The organism is Haloplanus sp. GCM10025708 (assembly GCF_042663985.1).
GTDB lineage: Archaea > Halobacteriota > Halobacteria > Halobacteriales > Haloferacaceae > Salinirarus > Salinirarus marinus.
The window spans coordinates 1,069,415-1,088,888 of sequence record NZ_JBHSZA010000011.1 but is presented as its reverse complement, the minus strand read 5'-3'; the positions used below and the strand labels follow the sequence as shown (position 1 = coordinate 1,088,888).

Sequence of the window (19,474 nt, the reverse complement as noted above, 5' to 3'; positions counted from 1 at the left end):
TCGAACGCGTGGCGGAAATACAAGAATCCCCACGCGAATGGCCCCGACTCAGTCCACCAACCGGCCGACCATCCCGTCGACGTGGGTGATCTCGTCCTCGTTGACGCCGTGGCCCATTCCCTCGTAGATCCGCTCGGTCACGTCGGCGTCCATGCGCTCGAAGACGTCGGCCGTCTCGTGGACGCGTTCGAGGGGGATGTGCGGGTCGACGTCGCTACAGCCCAGGAACACCGGCGTGCCGTCGAACGACCCCTCGTAGTCGCGGGGCGTCCCCTCGGGGCCGATGAGGCCGCCGCTCAGGGCGACGATTCCTCCATATTCCGTCGCGTTCCGGGCGGCGTATTCGGTGGCGAGACACGCCCCCTGCGAGAAGCCGAGTAGCATCACCTGCTCGGTCGGAACGTCGGCGTCGTTCGCCTCGTCGACGGCGTCGCCGACGGCCCGCAGGCCGGAATCGAGTCCGGGCTGATTCGATTCGATCGGCGCGAGAAACGAGTTCGGATACCAGGCGTTGCCGGCGGCCTGTGGCGCGAGATACGCCACGCCCTCGTGGTGGAACTCCTCCGCCATGCCGATAATGCTCCGGGCCGTCGCACCCCGGCCGTGGACGAGGACGACGGCGGCGTCGGCAGCGTCGAGCGACGTCCCCGCCGTCACGAGCGGTTGGTCCTGGTGCGGGCCGGTCACGGTCGGCTCCTCCGCGTCGGGGTCGGTGGAAGTCGGCTAGTTCGAACACGAGCGAAGACACGTCCGGTAGTCACTTGAGTTCCATCATCGCGGACGAAACGGCGACGCTACCAGTCGAGATGGTCGACGACGGAGACCCCGTCCTCGCCGACGCGGACGTCGACGAGACTCCGGACGTCGTACCGCTCGGGGAGCGCGTCCTCGGAGTCAACCCGGCGGATGACCACCGCGAGGTCGACCAGTTCGGCCCCGGTCCCCTCGACGGCGTCGGCGACGGCGGCGAGCGAGCGGCCCGTGCTCAGCAGATCGTCGAGGACGAGGACGCGGTCCCCCGAGGCCACGTCGTTGAGATAGAGGGTCTGTCCGTTCGATTCGAACGCGACTTCGCCCGGGAGGCCGTACTCGCGGTTGCGGACCACGACGAGGGGGATGTCGGTGACGAGCGAGAGGGCGGCGGCGACGTGGATGCCCATCGTCACCGGCGAGACGATCTTGTCGACGGACTCCAGCGCCGTCGTCTGGACGAGCCCGTTGACGACTTCGCGGATGAGCTGCGGTTCGAGCGTCGGGAGGCCGTTGCTGACCGGGTGAACGAGGTAGCGATACCCGTCGTCCCGTTCGACGACCGGGGCCTCGTACACCGACTCCACGAGTCGCTTCATGGCCGCCTCTCGGTGGGTCGCGGATAAATGAGCGTCGGTCCGCAGTCGGCTCGCCGGCTACGACACGTCCAGTTCCCGTGCGCGTTCCCGCGCCCGTCGGCGAATCGCGTCGGCGTCGGCGGCGACGAGTTCCCCGCGGTCGTAACACACCTCGCCGTCGACCATCGTGAACGTCACGTCGTCGCCGTGCGCGGAGAACACCAGATGCGAGAGGACGTCGCGGAGCGGCGTCGCGCGCGTCAGGTCGGTCGACAGACCGACGACGTCGGCTTTCCATCCGGATGCGAGCCGTCCCACGTCGTCGAACCCCGCGGCTTTCGCCCCGTTTATCGTCGCCATCTCGAAGACGCGTCCGGCGGGCGTTACCGTGGGATCGAGGGCGTCGACCTTCTGGAGGAGGCTCGCCTGCCGCATCTCGGTGAAGGGGTCGAGCGTGTTGTTACACGGCGGGCCGTCGTTGCCGACGGCGACGTTGATTCCGCGGTCCAGGTAGTCGACGACGGGCGCGACGCCGGAGGCGAGTTTCATGTTCGAGGAGGGGCAGTAGACGACGTGCGTCCCCGTCTCCGCGAGGACGCGTCGCTCCGACTCGTCGGTCCAGACGCAGTGGGCGAGGATTACGTCCTCGCCGGTGAGCCCCACCTCGTCCAGCCAGTGAACGTTGCGCATCCCCGTCTCTGTTTCGACGGCCGCGATCTCGTCGCGACTCTCGCTCGCGTGGGTGTGGATGCGGACGCCGTCGTATCGGTCGGCGAGGTCGCGGACGCCCCGGAGACACGCCTCGGTGCAGGTGACGGCGAATCGAGGGGTGAGCGCGTACTGAACGCGGCCGTCGGCCGCGCCGTGATAGTTCCGTATCAGGCGTTCGCTGTCGTCGAGGGCGGCCTGCGTCTCCTCGCGGAGGCCGTCGGGCGCGTCGTCGTCCATGAGCACCTTCCCGAGACGGCCGCGAATTCCGAGGTCGATGGCGGCCTCGAACGCCTCGTCGGCGTGGGCGACGGAGAGGTGGTCGACGGCCGTCGTGACGCCGGACTCGAGGAGTTCGAGGTAGCCGAGTTCCGCCGCGACGCGCGTGGCGTCGGCGTCGAGCGACGCCTCCATCGGCAGGACGGCGTCGTAGAGCCAGTCGAAGAGGGCGGTGTCGTCGGCGATGCCGCGGCCGAGCGACTGCACCGAGTGGACGTGGCCGCCGACGAGGCCCGGCATGAGGAGGTCGAACGACCGGCGTTCGTGGTCGGGGTAGGCTTCTCCCAGGTCGCTCTCGTCGCCGACGGCCGCGATGCGGTCGCCCTCGACGACGACCGCACCTTCCTGGATCACGGTCGTCGAATCGACGACGACGGTGCCCGCCAGTAGCATTCCACAGGTACGTCGGGCCCGACGGTTATATATTGGCGGCCCTCTCCACACCGGCGGTGAGAGTCGGCTCTCGTGGCAGATCCTCATTAACAATCTTCATATAGCCGGACGAGTGAGTGAGTATACCATGGCGAAAGCCGACGGTCGGGACGACATCCAGCCGATAAACAGGATGTTTCGAATCGTCGAGACCCTCGTCGAGATGGACGGTGCGCGAGTCTGTGACCTCGCCGACGAACTCGGTATGGCTCAGAGTACGGCCCACCGGTATCTCACGACGCTCTATCGGAACGAGTGCGTCGTCAGAGAGGACGGCGAGTACCACGTCGGCTTGCGCTTTCTCGACATCGGGGGTACGCCCGGACGCGCAAGGATGTGTACGCTACCGTTCAGCCCAAGATCATCTCGCTGGCCGAGGAGACGCAGGAACGGGCGCAGTTTTTCGTCGAGGAACACGGGAAGATAATCTACGTCCACCGCGTCACCGGAGCGAACGGCGTGGACGCCGACTCGCGTCTCGGGCGTCGCCTGCCGATAACTGCGACGGCCGCGGGGAAGGTCATCCTCGCTCATCTGCCCGACGACCGGGTCGCCGAGATCCTCGACGACCACGGGTTCCCCGACCTCACCGAAAACACGATCACCGACCGCGAGGCGTTTCTGGAGCACCTCGAAACCGTCCGCGAACGCGGCTACGGGCTGAACGACGAGGAGTACATCAAGGGCCTCCGCGTCGTCTCGGTGCCGGTCATGGACCCCGGCGGCGACGTCGTCGGAGCCATCTCCGTCTCGGGGCCGACGTACCGCCTCGACGACGGACGGTTCACCGAGACGCTCCCGAAGAAGATCAAGGCGACGGCCAACGAGATCGAGCTGAACTCGCGTACCCGTAGGCCGTCGGAGATAGCTGCAAGTTTCGAGGGTATACCGGAGATACGGACACGTTCGCCCGCGAGGCGCTCGTTATACGTCGGGGATGCGTACGGACGTGTACGCAATGTTGGTCGTATCTACGAGACTGCAGGAAGCGCCGACGGCACCCGGCGAACGAACGCGACGAACGGAGGGGGACCGATGAGCGACACCCGGTCGCCACGGCAAGAGGACGCCCCGAACGACGACGATCACCTCGCCGACGTTCCGGCGGGAAGCGGCTGCACGGAAATCTGGGAACATCTCTCGGAGCGACGCGAAGCCGCGAGTCGCGACGACTGACCATGGCGGAGCGAGCGCTGGTCGTCGCGGGTCACGGATCCCACCGGAATCCGGATTCGTCCGCACCGGCGCACGCCCACGCCGAGGCGATACGCGACCGCGGCGAGTTCGACGAGGTACGCGTCGCGTTCTGGAAGGAGGAACCCGCGTTCGCCGACGTGTTGCACACCGTCGACGCGGACGAGGTGTTCGTCGTGCCGCTGTTCGTCAGCGAGGGATACTTCACCGACCGCGTCGTGCCCCGGGAGCTCGGCCTCCGGGATTCGGACCGGCCCGAGGGCAAGACGGTCCACTACACCCCGCCGGTCGGAACGCACGAGTCGATTCGGGACGTCGTCGTGGGGCGAGTCGACGCCGTGATCCGCGAGGGCGACGCCGAGATCGGCGACGGCGGCGAACTCGGACTGGCCGTCGTCGGCCACGGAACGGAGCGAAATCCGAACAGCGCCCGCGCCATCTACGACCACGCCGACGCCCTCCGCGAACGCGACGCCTTCGACGAAGTCCACGCCCTGTTCATGGACGAACCCCCTACGTCGACGAGGTAACCGACCGCTTCGACGTCGACGACGTTGCCGTGGTGCCGATATTCATCGCTGACGGCTTTCACACCCGCGACGAAATCCCCGAACTGCTCGGCCTGGTCGACGACCCCGGCGACCCGTATCCGGTTCCCGGCACCGTCGACGGCCACCGGCTCTGGTACACCGGCGCGGTCGGGACGTCGCCGTCGATGGCCGACGTCGTCCTCGAACGCGCCCGCGACGCCGGTGCCGACCCGCGCGCGCCGGACGGCGACGCCGCCGACTCGCTCGCCGCGACGGCCCCGGCCCGCGCGTTCCGCCGCTGGCTCGACCCCGTCGAGGGTGAGACGGCCACGCCACCCGCCGACGCGACACGCACGTGGGGCGAACTCGCCGTTACGACGCGCGTGGCCGCCGACGGCGCACGAACGCACGCCGTTCGCCACCACGACGACCGACGCGCGGACCCGACGGCGCTCGATTCGATCGGATTCGCCGACCTCCCCGCGCTCGTCACCTACGACGCGGACGGGCGGTACCGGCCGTTCCGGGGCGCGACGACGCTTCGGGACGGGTGGGTCCTCGACGGCCTCGACGGCTCGGGCGTCGTCCGCGCCGTCGCCACCGTCTACCCCGCCGCCATCGAGCACTGGGCGCGCGAGCGTGAGGGGCGTCTCGACGTGACCCACTTCCGCGAGACAGCGGCCAGACAGACTGGCATCTACGACGTCGTCTCCGAACTCGACGGCGACGACCTGCGCGCGACAGTCGAAGCCTGCTGTGGTGCCTGCGCGAAGCGACGCGCGTGGGAGGAAGACGACGCGAACGACGTCCCGGCCGACGACGAGAGCACCGACGAGATTCCCTGCCGCGCGCCGTGCTCGTTTTCGTCGCGGCGGCGAGGAGATCGTCGCGGACGAACAGCCACACGACCGACCCGACGCCGACCCGTCCGCGGACCCGGGCGACCTCACGAACCCCGCGAACCCCTATCGCGTCCGCTACCGGCGGGCGCTCGGCCACACCCTCGAACAATGAGTACACACACTGGAACCGTCGCACTCGTCGGCGCTGGACCCGGCGACCCCGAACTCCTGACCGTAAAGGCACGCAACCGCTTGGACGACGCCGACGTCGTCCTCCACGATTCGCTCGTCGGCGGCGACGTGGTCGCCTCGCTCCCCGAGACGGCCACCGTCGTCGACGTGGGCAAGCGAGCGAACGGCAAGCGCACGTCACAGGAGGAGATCAACCACCTGATGGTGCGCGAGGCCCACGCCGGCAACGACGTCGTCCGACTCAAGGGCGGCGACCCGCACGTCTTCGGCCGCGGCGGCGAGGAGGCCGAATTCCTCGCGCGACACGACGTCCCGTTCGAAGTCGTGCCGGGTGTCACCAGCGCCATCGGGGCCCCGGCGTCGCCGGCATCCCCGTGACCCACCGCGAACACGCCTCCAGCCTGACCGTCGTCACCGGACACGAGGACCCGACGAAAGACGACAGCGCCCTCGACTGGCCGTCGCTCGCCGGAAACGTTACGGCCGGCGGGACGCTGGTGATCCTCATGGGCGTCGGCCGACTCCCCGACAACGTTACCGCGCTCCGGTCCCACGGCGTCGCCCCCGAGACGCCCGTCGCGCTCGTCGAGAAGGCGACGCTCGCCGACGAATCGACGGTCACCGGCACGCTCGACACCATCGTCGACCGAGTCGACGAAGCGGGTGTCGAACCGCCGGCCGTCACCGTCGTCGGCGACGTGGTGAGCGTCCGCGAGTCGGTGAAGTCCTGCCTCGGCGGCGAGGGGGCTGCCGGCGCGGACGTGGTCAGCTGGCGAACCGCCTTTCGGGCCGCCGAGTCCGAAGCGGAGGTGAACTGAGATGCGCGAAGAGTGGACGCTGAAGCGTCTCCTGACCGACGTGATGGGTTCGGGGCCGAAATCGGCGTCGGACATGACGCGCGAACAGGCCACGCAGGGGTTCGAACGCGTCCTCTCCGGCGAGAGCGACCCGACGACGCTCGGGGCCTTCCTCCTCGCCAACCGCTGGAAGACGAGCGCGCCCGTCGAACTCGCGGCGTTCGTCGACGCGATGCGCGAGCGGTCGGTACGGACGGCGTCGCCCGAGGCGTCGCCCGTCGACTGCGGCGCGAACTACGACGGCAAGAGCGAGACGGCGCTGCTCGGCGTCGCCGCTGGCCTCGTCGCCGCCGCCGCTGGCACGCCCGTCGTCGCCCACAGCGCCGACCGGGTGCCCGCGAAAGGCGGGTGTGCGTACAAACACGTCCTCGACGAACTCGGGGTCCCGACGGACCTCACACCCGAAGCGAGCGCCGCCATGGTCGACGAAGTGGGCTTTGGCTTCTACTACCAGCCACGGTTCAACCCCGACGTCCACGCCCTCCTCGACCGGCGCGACGCGATGGGCGTCCGCACCTCCGTCAACACCGTCGAGACGCTGGCCGACCCCGCGAACGCGGGCGTCCACCTCGGGAGCTTCTACCACCTCTCCTACGCGACTCGCATCATCGACACGGTTCGCGAGAGCGGGCTGCCCGTCTCCCGCGTCGTCATGTTTCAGGGGCTTGAAGGATACGACGACGTCCGGCCCGGATACACCAAGGTGGCCGAGTGGACCGAGGGTGACGACGAGATCAGCGATTTCGAAATCGAGACGGCCGAACTCGGCATGGATCTCGAACGCGACGACCTCGCGGTGGCCGACTTGCCGGCGGACTCCGCGCGCGTCACCGAGGAGGTGCTCGCCGGCGAGCGAACCGACGGCTTCGCCGACGCCGTCGCCCTCAACGCCGCGCTCCGACTGTACGCCCGAACCGACGTGGAGACGGTCGAAGCGGGCGTCGAACGCGCCCGCGACGTGATCGCCGAGGGTAGCGCCGCCGACGCGCTCGCCGACCTCCGGCAGTTCGATCCGGCGTCGGTGAACGATGGCCGATAGCGGCGGATTCGATCCGGCGTCGGTCGGCGAGAGCGACGCGCCGCCTGTCGAGGACCGCCCGTACAAGGTGCTGTTCGAGGCGAATCTCTGTTTCGGCGCGGGCAAATGTGCGTCTGCCTCGGAGAACTGGACGCTCGATTTGCGTTCGGGCGTCGCGCGTCCGCGGACCTACTTCCTGACCGAAGCGGACCTGGAGTCGAATCTCCGCGCCGCCGAGGCCTGTCCGGCGAAGAAAGGCGACGGCGTCATCCACGTCGTCGACCGGCGGACCGGCGAGGAACTCGCGCCGGACCCCCACGGCGACGGCACCGTGAGCGTCGACTGGTAGGGTTACCGTAGTTCGACGCCCCGGGCGTCGAGGACGCGTTTCACTGCGTCCCGCACCGCCTCGGTAGATCCGTCTTCGCGCGCCGCGCGCCACACGTCGTCGTCGCCGACGACGGCGCGTACGGTCTCCCGACGCTCGGCGGCGTCGAGGTGGTCGAGGCGGGCGCGCACGTCGTCGACGACTGTCGCGACGACGCCCGAACCGTCGATCGCGTCCGCGAGAGATCCTTTGAGATAGCGGCTCAGTGCCGGGGCGCGCCCGCCGGTGGCGACGGCGGCGGTGACGGGGCCGTCCTCGACGGTCGCCGGAACGACGAGGTCGCGGCTTTCGACGCCCGCGTCCGCGCGGTTGACGAGGCGTCCTCGCTCGCGGGCGGCGCGGGCGGCGGCGTCGTTGACGGCGTCGTCATCGGTCGCCGCGACGACCAGCGCGGGGTCGGTGCGTGCGACCCACCCGGCCACGTCGTCGGGCGCGGGATCGGCTCGGATCAGTTCGGCGTCGCCGAAATCCGCGGCGGCGAACGACGGGCTGACGACGACGGTGTGTGCCTCGCTGGCGAACCGCCGCGCCTTGCGTGCACCGACGGGGCCGCCGCCGAAAATCAGAATCGTCCGGTCCGTGAAGTCGAAAAAGAGCGGAATCATGCCTATTCGCCGTCGAGTCGGTCGGCCTTCGACCGCAGTTCGTCGGCGAGTTCGCGCGCCTCGTCGGGGGCCAGCGAGAGCACGTCGGCGTGTGCCGGAACGTCCACGTCGGTGTGGTCCACCTCCAGGGCGACTTCGACGCCGTCGTCGTCCGCCCCCACGTCGAGGACGGCGAAGGTGGATTCGTCGCCGTCGTGGCTGCGCACCGTGGCGTCGAGCAGGTCGAACGTGGTGAACGCGTTCACCTTCAGTACCCTGTCTGCCATCAGTCGCTCCCGGCCGGCGTGCCGTCGGCGCGCGTCGGTGCCGGACTCGCGTCCAGGTCGTCGTCTTCCGCGTAGGGGTACCACGTCATCTTCGTGTTGTGCATGAACGGGTCCTCGTAGGACGTCTCTTCGGGTTCGACGAGCTCCGCGAGTTCGTCCTCGTCGCGGCGACGGCAGAAGTCGCGGAACGTCTCGTCGCCCTCGCGTCGCTCCTCGAACGTCGAGAGGAGGTTGGCGATGGCACCGGGCACCTCGTCGGCGGGGACGCGCATGGCGACCCAGTCGGCGAACTCGGGGTTCTCGCCGAGGCCGCCGCCGAGGCCGATGTCGAACGCCTCGACGGGTTCGCCGTCCTTGCGCGTCTTCATCCCTCGCAAGCTCACGTCCGCGATCTGTGGCTGCGCACAGGAGGCCGTACAGCCCGAGAGGTGGATGTGGAAGTCCTGGACGCCGTCCGGGACGTCGACGTTGTCGCGGAGCCAGCGGCCGTACCGGACCTGCCTATTTTTCGTCTCGACGATCGAGAGCGAACAGAACTCCGTGCCGGTACAGGCGATGGAGCCGCGCATGAACGGGTGCGGGTCCGGCGAGTAGTCCTCCAAGAGGGGTTCGTCGAGGAGGGCGTCGAGGTCCTCCTCGGGGACGTCGGTGATGATGGCGTTCTGTCGCTGGGTGAGGCGGATCTCGCCGCTGCCGTACTCGTCGGCGACGTCGGCCAGTTCGATGACGTCGTCGACGCCCATCCGGCCGACGAGGACGTCCAGACCGACGTAGTAGTTGCCGTCGTTCTGCTCGTGGACGCCGACGTGGTCGGCGTGGCCGCCGTGGGTACCGGCGTTGTAGGTGTATTCGCTGCGCAGGTCGTCGCCGGCGGTTTCGAGTTCCCAGTCGACGTACTCCTCCTGCAGGACGCGTCGGACCTTCTCGGGACCCCACTCGTCGACGAGGAACTTGATTCGGGCGTTGAAGCGGTTGTCTCGGTCGCCGTAGTCGCGAAAGAGCGCCGAGATAGCGCCCGCGACGGGGCCGACCCGGTCGGGGCGGACGAACACGTCGACGTTCCGGGCGAAGCGAGGCTCCTTCCGGGCGAGGCCGCCGCCGACGCGGACGTTGAACCCCTCGACCGTCTCGCCGTCGATCTCCTTGGTCGCTGGTTCGAACGCGAGGTCGTTGATGTCGCCCTGGCCACAGCCCTCGCGACAGCCGGTGACGCTGACCTTCCACTTCCGGGGAGGTTCGTGTGCTCCTCGTTGCCCTTGAACGCGTCGTGGAGGTCCAGCGTGACGTCCAGGGCGTCGACGACCTCGTTTTTGTCCTTGCCCGCGACGGGACAGCCGACGATGTTGCGCCAGGAGTCGCCACACGCCTGCATCGTGCTCAGGCCGGCGTCGTCCAGTTTGTCGAAGATGTCGGGGACATCCTCGACTTTGATCCAGTGGAGCTGGATGGACTGGCGGGTGGTGAAGTCGGCCCACGTCTCGCCGAACTCGGGGTTCGACGCCGGCCCCCGGGCGTATTCGTCGGCGATTTCTCCGACGACGCGCATCTGTCCCGGTTCGAGGACGCCGTTCGGCGTCCCGATGCGCATCATGAAGTAACTCTCCTGGCCCTTCCGCTGGTGGTACAGCCCCCACCATTTGAAGCGCTCGAACCACTCGTCGTGTTCGTCGTCGGGGATCGCGTCCCACCCCTCCTCGGCGAATCGTTCGAGGTGGTCGCGGATTTCGACCCCGTAAACCTCCTCTTTCCATCGCTCTACGTCACTCGGCATGCGAACGTCCACGACCTACGCACGTATAGACCCGCGCGTGCTGTCAAGTGTCCCCGGGGCTACGGCATCTGGAGATTGTTTCCTCTTTCTCGGACGTACCAGCGCCGGGGCGGGCGTGGCCGCGCTCGCGCGAACGCTACCCGACCTGCTGGACGGCGTCCGTCGAGACGGGTCTGAACGTCCCCCGTCGACGCGTCCGAACGTCAGCCAGTCGAGGACGCCGTCGGTTCCGCAGTCGATACACTGGCCGGCGACGCGAGCTCGGACGTCGTGGCCGGCGACGCCGACGTCGACGAACGCCTCCACGAGGACGTGTCCGACCGTACACGGACAGAAGTCGTGATCGGTCACGCGGCGTACCTCACCGGCACCGACGGCGCGGGAGTCCGCGACGTGAATCCAGGCCCCGTCGTCGAACTGGCGGATCGAAACGGTCATACCGTCCTCAGGGGACGGGGACGCCTCAACCCGACGGCGTCGGCAACGGGTGCCGCTGTGTCTGACGCCCATCCGGCCTACTCGCCGAAGCGGTCGACCACCCACTCTCTCAGAGCGTCGCGCCGGAGGTAGCCCGCCACGGAGAGGAGAACGAGGACGAGCAGGAGCGCCACGCCGCGATACAGACGCTGATCGGCGAGGTTCGCGCCCGAGAGGACCGCCAGCGCGTACGCCGGTGTCCGCCCGACGAGGACGATCACCAGAAACTGGCGGGGCGTCAGATCGCTGAGGCCACAGACGAAACAGACCACGTCGTCGGGGAGCCCGGGGACGACGACGAGCGCCGTGATCCCGGCGACGCCCAGGCGGGCGACCGTCGCGTCGAAGGAGTCGACGACGTCGGCCGCGAACACCGACTCGGCGTACGGCCGGCCGAGGCGACGCGCCGCCGCGAAGGCGACGTAACTCCCGAGCGTGACGCCGACGATCGTGTAGACGAGGCCGGGACCGGCACCGAACAGATAGCCGGCGGCGACGCCCATCGCCTGCCCGGGGATCGGTGCGACGACCACCTGCACGACGTGGAGGGCGACGAACGCGACGACGCCGACGGAGCCGAACCTCGCGACGGTCGCCCGGATCGCCGCCGGGTCGCGAAGCACGCCGAGATAGGGGTCGAGGAGGAACCAGACGGCCGCGAGGACGGCCAGCGCCGCGACCAGATGCATCAGGAAGCGGCGGCGCTGGGCCGACGACGAGAAGACGCGAGTGCTGTCCACCGGCGGTCGTTCGCCTCCCAGCGGCAAAGGCGTTCGTGTCGCTCGAACGAGGAAGATTTGTACCCCACGGGGTGTATACGGCACACATGGCCGGATTACTGCCCTCCAGCTCCGACACGTCGGCCGTCGACGAGGCCGAACCGCGGGTCATCGGACTCGACAGCGACGGTGCCGACGAACTCCTCTCGGCGCTCTCCTCCGAGACGTCTCGGGAGATTCTCGCCGCCCTCCACGAGGACCCCGACACGCCCTCGGCCGTCGCGGACAGGGTCGACACCTCCCTCCAGAACGCCCAGTACCACCTCGGCAACCTCCACGACGCCGGCCTCATCGACGTCGTCGACACCGTCTACTCCGAGAAAGGCCGCGAGATGAAGGTGTACGCGCCGGCGGACAAACCGCTGGTCGTCTTCGCCGGCAGCGAGTCCGAGAGCGACGGCCTGCAGTCGGCGCTCAAGAGCCTCCTCGGCGGCGTCGCAGTCCTCGGTGTGGTGAGCGCCCTCGTCCAGTTCTACCTCCGAGGCCTCCCGTTCGGAACCGCGGCGGGCGGCGCGGACGTCAGCACGACGGGCGACGCCGGCGGCGGACAGATGGGGACGATGGCCGTCGAGACGGCCGCCTCTACCGGCCCGCAGATCCCGCCCGGACTCCTCGTGTTCCTCGGCGGCTTCGTGGTGTTGGCCGTCCTCACCGGCGTCTGGTACGTCCGCCGGCGGTAGGCCGACGACGCACCAGTCCGCCGGCGGGAGGCCGGGAGCGAACGACTTACCCCACGTGCGGTCCAACCGACGCCCATGTACGGGGTGGTCACGCGCAACGCCGAGGAAGTCGAGTGGTCGGAGTTCGACGCCGGGTTCTACGAGGTGAAAGACGTCACCGGCCGAGCGGCCGAACCGCTGTCGAACGCCGTCAACATGATCTCCTGTTTCGGCGACAACGCCGCCGCCGAGGACGACCCGGAACTCGTGCCCGTGAACGACGAGGGCGACCCCGCGACCCGCGACCAGACCTACTTCGACTGGTCGTACATCTGCCCGACGAACGAACGCTACCGCGAGGGACTGCTAGAGATCATCGACGACTGCGTCGCCGAAAACGAGGCCGTCCGCCTCGACGACGTCGGCTTCCCCGCCCGGAGTTCTGTCACTGCGAGCGCTGTGACCGCCTGTTCGCCGAGAGCGACCACGACGACCGCATGGCCTGGCGCGCGGACGTGATCGAGTCGTTCGTCGCCGACGCGACGGATCGGATCCCCGGACGGGCGTATCTGACGCTCTACCCCGACCCGTATCCGGGCCACCTCTACGAACGGAGCGGCCTCGACGTCGACGCCCTCGCCACCCACGTCGACGAGTTCGTCGTCCCCTCTACGACACCGCCTACGGGACGACCTACTGGCTCGAAACCATCGCCAGCGGGTTCGAGACGCGCTTGGAGGAACGGGAACCCCTTCTCGATCGAACTCTACGCCGTCGATGTCGACGTCGACGACCTGATTCACGCGGCCGAGGTGGCCGAGGCGTACGCGAACGACGTCCTGTTCGGCTACGACGCCAGCAACGCCGCGGCGGCGATCCGCCGCAAGCGGGCGGAAGCGCGCGACGGCGTCACTCACGGGAACGAGTAGAGCGGGCCGTACGAGAACGCCCGGACGGCGGCGACTCCGGCTCCCATCATCAGCGTCGCGACGAGAGCGGGGACGTAGAGCGACCGCCCCGTCGACGCCGACCCGGCCATATCCCGCCGGACGCGCGGATTCGTGATGAGTCTGTCCCGGGGGTCGTCCCCGTCAACTCAAGCGCCAGTTTCACTCACCCGAGGGTTTAACTGTCATTCCGAGTGAATCCCACCGAGTCGTACGCAGTGCGGCTCCGATTACCCATGGAACTCGAAGAATTCACGCGATCCAACGCTCCGGCGGAAGGGAGCGGCGGATTCCAGAAGGAGAACAACAGGCTCCTGGACATCGACGTCGACGGGACAGTGATGACCAAAGCCGGCTCGATGATCGCCTACACGGGCGATATCACTTTCACGGGGAAATCCTCCGCCGAAGGCGGGATCACGGGATTCGTCAAGGACGCCGTGACCAGCGAGGGGACACCGATCATGGAGGCGGAAGGATCCGGTCATCTCTACGTCGCCGACCAGGGCAAGAAAATCCAGGTGCTCGACCTGGACGAGGGCGAGTCCATCTCGGTCAACGGCGACGACGTCCTCGCGTTCGACTCGAACGTCGACTACGAGATCAAGACCATCGGCAGCATCTCGGGCGCTGCCGCCGGCGGGCTGACGAACGTCTACCTCACCGGTCCCGGACAGGTGGCCATCACGACCCACGGGAACCCGCTGGTGTTGACGCCGCCCGTCAAGACCGACCCCAGTGCGACCGTCGCCTGGAGCGCCGACCTCTCGCCGTCCATCGCGAAAAACAAGATGATCGAAATCGGCCAGCAGTCCAACGAGTCGCTCCAGATGGACTTCACCGGCACCGAGGGCTTCGTCGTCATCCAGCCCTACGAGGAGGAGGCGCGACGCAGGGCCAGTAATCACCGCCGGCGTCGACCGTCGCGACGCGGACCGACTCACGGAGCGACCCCGCGACTCGGGGGTCTCTCTGGACGGTTGGGCCTCAGTCGGGCGTTCCGCCCTCGAACGGCGGGTGTCGTTCGCGCGGGACTCGTCGACGACGTATCGCTGGCCCGCCATCGGCTCGAGCAACGCGTTTACGGGCGCGTTACCGTCTCGGAGGACCGGTGCGTCGCCGGGGTCGACGTCGCTGCGATAGGACCGAATCTGGGTCGTGAGGTCGATACCAAGGTCCCGCCGGTCGTTGCGCCGCTGCAGTTCCCGTTCGGTGACGCGCCGTTCGCGTTTCGTCGCGACGAGTTCGACGTTCTGGACGGCCGACCCTCCGACGGTCGGGAAGCCGTACACCTGCGGGTACACCCGATTCATCGTCCGGTACTCGGCGCGGTAGAACCGCGAGGCCGGTCCCGTCGGTGCCGAGATGAGGTTCGCCAGCAACACGCCGTCGTCGTCGAGTCGGCGCTCCGTGAGCCGCATGAACTCGACGGTGGTCAACTGGAAGGGCACCTTGTCTTTCTTGTACGCGTCGAGGACGATGACGTCGTACGTGCGGTCGGTATCGCGGAGGAACTGCCGGGCAGGGGCGGTGTAGACGTTCAGTTGCGGTCCCTCCTCGACGCCGAAATACTCCTTGGCGACGCCGACGACCTCGGGGTCGATCTCCACGACGTCGACGGTGGCGTCGTACTCCTCGACGAACCGCCGCGGGCCGGTGAACCCACCCCCACCGACGAAGAGGACTCGGTCGACGTCGTCCGTCGCGGCGGCCCCCTCGCGTTCGGTCAGCAGCAGGGGGACGTGGAAGTACGAGGTGTAGTCGAACACGTGCCGGGTCGGGTCGTCGGTATCCATCGCGCTGTGTGGCTGGCCGTCGAGATAGAGCGTCCTGACGTCGCCGCGGTCGGCGACGACGAGTTCCTGGTACGGCGTCTGGGTCCGGTAGATCGTCTCGCCGCGCAGCGAGTACCCCACTGCAGGGAGCGAGACGGACCCCACGAGGAGGACGGCGACGAGGACGGTGACTCCGACCGACCGACGGGGGAACTCGGGCGAGAGGAGGATCAGCGACGTCCCGATCAGCAGGACGCCGAAGACGACGGCGACGAGGTCGACCCGGAGCGTCGGGACCAGCAGGAACGTCGTGGCGAACGCGCCGACGATGCTCCCGACGGTGCCGACGGCGTAGACGTGGCCGGACGCCTCGCCGTGGCTCTCCCGGTCGGAGAGTTCGGCCCCGTAAGGGCTGATGTATCCGAGCAGGTACGTGGGCGGCCCGAACAGAACCGTCACCGCCGGCAGCGACGCGAACCGCGCCGGCAACGGCACGCCGGCGAGCGCGGACAGCAACTGGTCGCCGGCGAGGACGAGGACGGCGACGTAGGCCGCGGTCGCCAGCAGGATGCCGACGAGGCGACGCTCGCTCGCGCGGGTCGCGGCCCGCTTGCCCCCGAGGTGGTATCCGAGGCTCAGCGCCGCGAGAAACACGCCGATGACGCTCCCCCAGGTGTAGATGCTGCTCCCGAACTGGGGCGCGACCATCCGTCCCGCGAGGATCTCCAACCCCATACTGACGACGCCGGAGACGAAGACGGCGAGTTCCGGTCCGGTCAGTCGCCCGCGGAGGCGTGACTCTCGGGGCGGCATTCGCCTCCCCTACGGACGGCACGACCTAAAGGATACGGGCGACGGGAGCGCGTTCCGCGTGAGGGCGACAAAACTAAATGCGCCTTGGTGAACATACAGAGTATGAGAGTGAACAACCGGCACGGAATCCGGCCCGACGACGGCCGGGAGATGGCATGACCGACGACCTGCCGCCGGTCTACGGCGGACGCATCCTCCACGTCCACCTCGACTCGGGGACGACGGAGGTCGAACGGATCGACCCCGAGGACGCCCGCCGATTCCTCGGTGGCAACGGCTTCGCCGCCAAGGTCGTACACGATCACGTCCCGCCGGAGAGCGACCCGTTCGATTCCGAGAACGTCGTCGCGTTCGCGGTCGGGCCGATGAACGCGACGCCGTTCCAGAGCACGAGTCGCGGCGTCGTCGGCTGTATCAGCCCGATGACGAACGGCTTCTTCGACAGCACCTTCGGCGGGACGTTCCCGCGCGCACAGAAGACGACCGGCTTCGACGTCGTCGCCATCCACGGCGTGGCCGACGAACTCTCGTACGTCCACGTCAGCGAGGACGGCGCGGAGGTGAAGCCGGCGACGGACCTCGCGGGGTACGACACCTACGAGACGTGTTCGGAGATCCGCGACCGCGAGGGCGAAGGCTACGACACGCACGTCGCCGCCGTCGGCCCCGCTGGTGAGAATCAGGTCCGGTACGCCTGCCTCCTCCACGAGTCGGAGATTCGCGAAGGCGTCGCCGGACGCGGCGGGAGCGGTGCCGTCCTCGGCTCGAAGAACGTCAAGGCCGTCGCCGTCCGCGAGGGGGACTTCGAGCCCGAACTCGCCGAGGAGGGCGACCTGCGCGAACTCGCCATCGGCCGCATGGGGACGCTGATGGAGGAGACGCAGATGCTCCAGGAGTACGGGACGTCCGGGCTCGTCAACCCCATCAACGAGATGGGGAAACTCGGCCAGCACAACTACCGGTCCGAACAGACCGACGACGAGAAGGCCGAGGCCATCAGCGGCGAACGCCTCAAAGCGGAGTACGTCACCGAGGACACCACCTGTGCGAACTGCGCGGTCAAGTGTGGCAAACACGTCACCGTCCAGCCGGAGGGGGTGACCGACGCCAAGATTCCCGAGTTCGAGAGCCTCTTCGCCACCGCGACGATGACGGACGTCTTCGACGTCGAACGCGTGATGAAGGCAAACGACCTCTGTGACCGCCTCGGGATGGACACAATCAGCTGGGGCGTGACGGTGGCGTTCGCCCGGGAGTGCGACGAGGCCGGTCTGCTCTCGAACGTGGACTCGCCCCACCTCGATTTCGGCGACGCCGACGGCCTGGTCGAACTCGCTCGACAGACGGCCAACCGCGAGGGGTTCGGCGACCGGTTGGCGGAGGGGTCGTTCCGCCTGGCCGACTCGCTCGACGACGACGCCGAGAAGTACCTCCACGGGACGAAGGGCCTGGAGTTCGCCGCCCACTCGCCGCGCGGGCTGAAAGGCATGAGCATCGGCTACGCGACGAGCACCCGCGGCGGATCGCACCACGACACCCGCCCGACGCCACAGTACGACGGCGAACACACCGAGACGACAGAAGGCACCCCCGAGTTCGCCGCCCGGAACCAGCATTTCACCGCCCTCGGCGACTCGCTGACGCAGTGTCGGTTCGTCAGCGAGGGCGGCTGGGGCAAGTTCGTCAACGACCGCTACCGCGACGCCATCAACTACGCGACGGGGTGGGACCTCTCGACCGACGAGGTCGAGCGCATCGGGGAGCGCGTCTACAACCTCGAACGCCTCATCAACGTCGAACGCGGCGTCGCCAGCCGTGAGACGGACACGCTCTCGCACCGGGTGATGCACGAGCCCATCCCCGACGGCCCCGCCGAGGGGATGTACTGCCCGCCGGAGGAACTGGAGACGATGCTCTCGGAGTACTACGAGTTCCGGGGCTGGGACGACGACGGCGTCCCGACCCGCGACCGCCTCGACGAACTCGGGATGGCCGAGCCAGCGAACTGATCGCGCTCGCCGCCCGTCACGCGAGCGCCCCCGTCCCGAACAGCGGGGTTTTTAGCGGTCGCCGGACTGGTACTCGTCGTGCGCATCGAGAACAGCTTCATCCCGATCCGCGGCGTCGGCGAGACCACCGAGCGGAACCTCTGGGAGGCGGGGGTCACCCACTGGGACGACTTCGACGGGTCGGTCGTGGGACCCTCGACCGCAGACCGCATTGCGGAGTTCATCGGCGTGGCCCGCGACCACCTCGCGGCCGGCGACACCCGGTTTTTCGCGCAGGTCTTCCCCAGCGGCGAGCAGTGGCGGCTCTACGAGGACTTCGCCGCCGAGACGTGCTTTTTCGACATCGAGACGACCGGCCTCGACGCGTCCTCGAACGACGTGACGACGGTCAGTTTCCACCAGGACGGCGAGACGACGACCCTCGTCCGCGGCCGCGACCTCACCGCCGACGCCCTCCGGCGAGAGTTCGCGGACGCCCGACTGCTCGCCTCCTTCAACGGCAAGCGCTTCGACGTGCCCTTCCTGGAGGAGTCGTTCGGCCTCTCGATCGACACGCCGCATCTCGACATGATGTACCCCTGCCGGCGTCTCGACCTGACCGGGGGCTCAAACGGATCGAGTCGGACCTCGACATCGACCGCGACCGGCCCGACCTCTCCGGTCGGGACGCCGTCCGCCTCTGGCGCGAGTACGAACGCGGCGACGACGACGCCCTCGACACGCTCGTCTCCTACAACCGCGAGGACACGGAGAACCTCCGGACCCTCGCCGACGAAGTCACCGACCGCCTCCACCGCGACGTCTTCCCTCACGTCTGAGTTTTTGGCGAACCTAAAAATTCAAGTGCGCCCGTCCGTTACGGAGAGTGATGACCGACGCGTACACCTTCGACGACGTAGCCGTAGTGATGGGTACCTACAACGAGGAGGCGGCGATAACGACCGTTCTCGACGACATCGACCGGGTGACCGACGGGCGGGCGTCGGTCGTCTGCGTCGACGGCTCCGACGACCGGACGCCCGAACTCGCCCGCGAACGCGGTGCGACGGTGATCGAACAGGAGCCACAGGGGTACGGCGTGGCCGTCCGCGAAGCCGTCCTGACGCCCGACCGGCCCGTCGTCGTCACCACCGACTGCGACGACACCTACCCGATGGAGCAACTGCCCGAGTTCCTCGACGCCATCAACGACGGCTACGACGTCGTCAGCGGCAACCGCCTGGCCGGCGGCGCGGACCCGATGCCCACCCTGAACCGCTTCGGGAACCACGCCTTCGCCGCCCTCGCGAGTCTCCTGATGGGCCGGCGCGTCCGCGACACCACCACCGGGATGCGAGCGTACCGGCGCGAACTCCTCCACGACATCGACTGGACGGAGAACACCGGCCTCTCTGCCGAACTACTCGTTCGGCCGCTGATGCGGGGCTACCGCGTGAAAGAACTCCCCATCGACTATCGCGAACGCGCGGGCGAGACGAAACTCGACCCCCTGCGCGGCGGCGCGGCTATCGGCTGGTCGATTCTCTCGGTCTGTCTCGAAGAACGCTTCCGCCGGGTGACCGGAGTGACCGGCCGGGAGACCGCCGACGTCTGAGATCCGTCCGG

The 19,474-nt window shown here is 68.4% G+C and carries 15 protein-coding genes and 8 pseudogenes; 13 read left to right on the top strand and 10 right to left on the bottom strand.

All coding sequences use genetic code 11. The features are described 5' to 3' along the window. Positions 1-48 precede the first annotated feature (48 nt). The 3 genes from ACFQJD_RS09060 to ACFQJD_RS09050 all read right to left on the bottom strand — a co-directional run bounded on the left by ACFQJD_RS09060 (position 49) and on the right by ACFQJD_RS09050 (position 2,708). The gene (locus tag ACFQJD_RS09060) at positions 49-687 is read right to left on the bottom strand and encodes an alpha/beta hydrolase (protein ID WP_379797695.1); all 639 of its coding nucleotides are present in this window, start codon (positions 685-687) and stop codon (positions 49-51) included. Positions 688-794: 107 nt separating this feature from the next. Next, positions 795-1,349, bottom strand: coding sequence for an adenine phosphoribosyltransferase (locus tag ACFQJD_RS09055; RefSeq protein WP_379797694.1), 555 nt, complete (start codon positions 1,347-1,349; stop codon positions 795-797). A gap of 57 nt (positions 1,350-1,406) precedes the next feature. Beyond that, positions 1,407-2,708: a 5'-deoxyadenosine deaminase gene (locus tag ACFQJD_RS09050; protein ID WP_379797692.1), complete on the bottom strand. Its 1,302-nt coding sequence runs from the start codon at positions 2,706-2,708 to the stop codon at positions 1,407-1,409. Here ACFQJD_RS09050 and ACFQJD_RS09045 point away from each other — a divergent pair. From ACFQJD_RS09045 to ACFQJD_RS09015, 7 genes and pseudogenes are all read left to right on the top strand, one after another. Continuing rightward, a complete protein-coding gene (locus ACFQJD_RS09045) occupies positions 2,629-3,174 on the top strand; it encodes a helix-turn-helix domain-containing protein (RefSeq protein WP_379797690.1) in 546 nt (181 codons plus the stop codon). The genes ACFQJD_RS09050 and ACFQJD_RS09045 overlap by 80 nt on opposite strands. Continuing rightward, positions 3,084-3,923, top strand: coding sequence for an IclR family transcriptional regulator (locus ACFQJD_RS09040; protein ID WP_379797688.1), 840 nt, complete (start codon positions 3,084-3,086; stop codon positions 3,921-3,923). Before ACFQJD_RS09045 ends, ACFQJD_RS09040 begins: the two co-directional genes overlap by 91 nt. Positions 3,924-3,925: 2 nt before the next feature. Then, positions 3,926-4,701 (top strand): annotated as a pseudogene (locus ACFQJD_RS09035) (CbiX/SirB N-terminal domain-containing protein); the annotation flags it as partial. Between the two features lie 153 nt (positions 4,702-4,854). Continuing rightward, a pseudogene (locus ACFQJD_RS09030) lies at positions 4,855-5,274 on the top strand (DR2241 family protein); the annotation flags it as partial. Between the two features lie 207 nt (positions 5,275-5,481). After that, a pseudogene (gene cobA, locus ACFQJD_RS09025) lies at positions 5,482-6,323 on the top strand (uroporphyrinogen-III C-methyltransferase). A gap of 1 nt (position 6,324) precedes the next feature. After that, positions 6,325-7,401, top strand: coding sequence for an anthranilate phosphoribosyltransferase (locus ACFQJD_RS09020; RefSeq protein ID WP_379797686.1), 1,077 nt, complete (start codon positions 6,325-6,327; stop codon positions 7,399-7,401). After that, entirely contained in the window at positions 7,391-7,729 is a 339-nt protein-coding gene (locus tag ACFQJD_RS09015; protein WP_379797683.1) for a ferredoxin, read from the top strand. Before ACFQJD_RS09020 ends, ACFQJD_RS09015 begins: the two co-directional genes overlap by 11 nt. Before the next feature lie 2 nt (positions 7,730-7,731). Here the strand turns inward: ACFQJD_RS09015 and ACFQJD_RS09010 are convergent, their stop codons facing one another. From ACFQJD_RS09010 to ACFQJD_RS08990, 5 genes and pseudogenes are all read right to left on the bottom strand, one after another. Beyond that, positions 7,732-8,373 (bottom strand): precorrin-2 dehydrogenase/sirohydrochlorin ferrochelatase family protein, encoded by a 642-nt coding sequence (locus tag ACFQJD_RS09010; protein WP_379797682.1) that lies wholly within the window; start codon positions 8,371-8,373, stop codon positions 7,732-7,734. A gap of 2 nt (positions 8,374-8,375) precedes the next feature. After that, the gene (locus ACFQJD_RS09005) at positions 8,376-8,639 is read right to left on the bottom strand and encodes a DUF6360 family protein (protein WP_379797679.1); all 264 of its coding nucleotides are present in this window, start codon (positions 8,637-8,639) and stop codon (positions 8,376-8,378) included. After that, positions 8,639-10,410, bottom strand: a pseudogene (locus ACFQJD_RS09000) (nitrite/sulfite reductase). The gene ACFQJD_RS09005 and the pseudogene ACFQJD_RS09000 overlap by 1 nt, the downstream one beginning before the upstream one ends. Positions 10,411-10,425: 15 nt before the next feature. Continuing rightward, positions 10,426-10,848 (bottom strand): hypothetical protein, encoded by a 423-nt coding sequence (locus tag ACFQJD_RS08995; protein WP_379797677.1) that lies wholly within the window; start codon positions 10,846-10,848, stop codon positions 10,426-10,428. A 77-nt stretch (positions 10,849-10,925) separates the two neighbouring features. Beyond that, on the bottom strand, positions 10,926-11,627 hold the full coding sequence (locus ACFQJD_RS08990; RefSeq protein WP_379797675.1) for a TVP38/TMEM64 family protein: 702 nt from the start codon (positions 11,625-11,627) through the stop codon (positions 10,926-10,928). Between the two features lie 86 nt (positions 11,628-11,713). Between ACFQJD_RS08990 and ACFQJD_RS08985 the strand changes: the two genes are divergently transcribed. Beyond that, the gene (locus tag ACFQJD_RS08985) at positions 11,714-12,346 is read left to right on the top strand and encodes an ArsR/SmtB family transcription factor (protein WP_379797673.1); all 633 of its coding nucleotides are present in this window, start codon (positions 11,714-11,716) and stop codon (positions 12,344-12,346) included. A gap of 75 nt (positions 12,347-12,421) precedes the next feature. Then, positions 12,422-13,254: pseudogene (locus ACFQJD_RS08980) on the top strand (hypothetical protein). Here the strand turns inward: ACFQJD_RS08980 and ACFQJD_RS08975 are convergent. After that, positions 13,239-13,364, bottom strand: coding sequence for a hypothetical protein (locus ACFQJD_RS08975; RefSeq protein ID WP_379797670.1), 126 nt, complete (start codon positions 13,362-13,364; stop codon positions 13,239-13,241). The pseudogene ACFQJD_RS08980 and the gene ACFQJD_RS08975 overlap by 16 nt on opposite strands. A gap of 144 nt (positions 13,365-13,508) precedes the next feature. Between ACFQJD_RS08975 and ACFQJD_RS08970 the strand changes: the two are divergent. After that, positions 13,509-14,159 (top strand): annotated as a pseudogene (locus tag ACFQJD_RS08970) (AIM24 family protein); the annotation flags it as partial. 108 nt (positions 14,160-14,267) lie between these two features. Here the strand turns inward: ACFQJD_RS08970 and ACFQJD_RS08965 are convergent. Then, positions 14,268-15,860 (bottom strand): annotated as a pseudogene (locus ACFQJD_RS08965) (spermidine synthase); the annotation flags it as partial. A gap of 155 nt (positions 15,861-16,015) precedes the next feature. Here ACFQJD_RS08965 and ACFQJD_RS08960 point away from each other — a divergent pair. From ACFQJD_RS08960 to ACFQJD_RS08950, 3 genes and pseudogenes are all read left to right on the top strand, one after another. Then, a complete protein-coding gene (locus ACFQJD_RS08960) occupies positions 16,016-17,869 on the top strand; it encodes an aldehyde ferredoxin oxidoreductase family protein (protein ID WP_379797668.1) in 1,854 nt (617 codons plus the stop codon). Positions 17,870-17,947: 78 nt separating this feature from the next. Then, positions 17,948-18,687 (top strand): annotated as a pseudogene (locus tag ACFQJD_RS08955) (ribonuclease H-like domain-containing protein). A gap of 50 nt (positions 18,688-18,737) precedes the next feature. Further along, entirely contained in the window at positions 18,738-19,463 is a 726-nt protein-coding gene (locus ACFQJD_RS08950; protein WP_379797666.1) for a dolichyl-phosphate hexose transferase, read from the top strand. The last annotated feature ends 11 nt before the right edge of the window (positions 19,464-19,474 follow it).

Excerpts from the sequence above, each read along its gene's own strand:
- ACFQJD_RS09010 (WP_379797682.1), bottom strand. The coding sequence starts at position 8,373 with ATGATTCCGCTCTTTTTCGACTTCACGGACCGGACGATTCTGATTTTC.
- ACFQJD_RS09050 (WP_379797692.1), bottom strand. The coding sequence starts at position 2,708 with ATGCTACTGGCGGGCACCGTCGTCGTCGATTCGACGACCGTGATCCAG.
- ACFQJD_RS09045 (WP_379797690.1), top strand. The coding sequence starts at position 2,629 with ATGCGGTCGCCCTCGACGACGACCGCACCTTCCTGGATCACGGTCGTC.
- ACFQJD_RS08950 (WP_379797666.1), top strand. The coding sequence starts at position 18,738 with ATGACCGACGCGTACACCTTCGACGACGTAGCCGTAGTGATGGGTACC.
- ACFQJD_RS08985 (WP_379797673.1), top strand. The coding sequence starts at position 11,714 with ATGGCCGGATTACTGCCCTCCAGCTCCGACACGTCGGCCGTCGACGAG.
- ACFQJD_RS09020 (WP_379797686.1), top strand. The coding sequence starts at position 6,325 with ATGCGCGAAGAGTGGACGCTGAAGCGTCTCCTGACCGACGTGATGGGT.
- ACFQJD_RS08960 (WP_379797668.1), top strand. The coding sequence starts at position 16,016 with ATGACCGACGACCTGCCGCCGGTCTACGGCGGACGCATCCTCCACGTC.
- ACFQJD_RS09015 (WP_379797683.1), top strand. The coding sequence starts at position 7,391 with ATGGCCGATAGCGGCGGATTCGATCCGGCGTCGGTCGGCGAGAGCGAC.
- ACFQJD_RS09005 (WP_379797679.1), bottom strand. The coding sequence starts at position 8,639 with ATGGCAGACAGGGTACTGAAGGTGAACGCGTTCACCACGTTCGACCTG.
- ACFQJD_RS08995 (WP_379797677.1), bottom strand. The coding sequence starts at position 10,848 with ATGACCGTTTCGATCCGCCAGTTCGACGACGGGGCCTGGATTCACGTC.
- ACFQJD_RS08975 (WP_379797670.1), bottom strand. The coding sequence starts at position 13,364 with ATGGCCGGGTCGGCGTCGACGGGGCGGTCGCTCTACGTCCCCGCTCTC.
- ACFQJD_RS09055 (WP_379797694.1), bottom strand. The coding sequence starts at position 1,349 with ATGAAGCGACTCGTGGAGTCGGTGTACGAGGCCCCGGTCGTCGAACGG.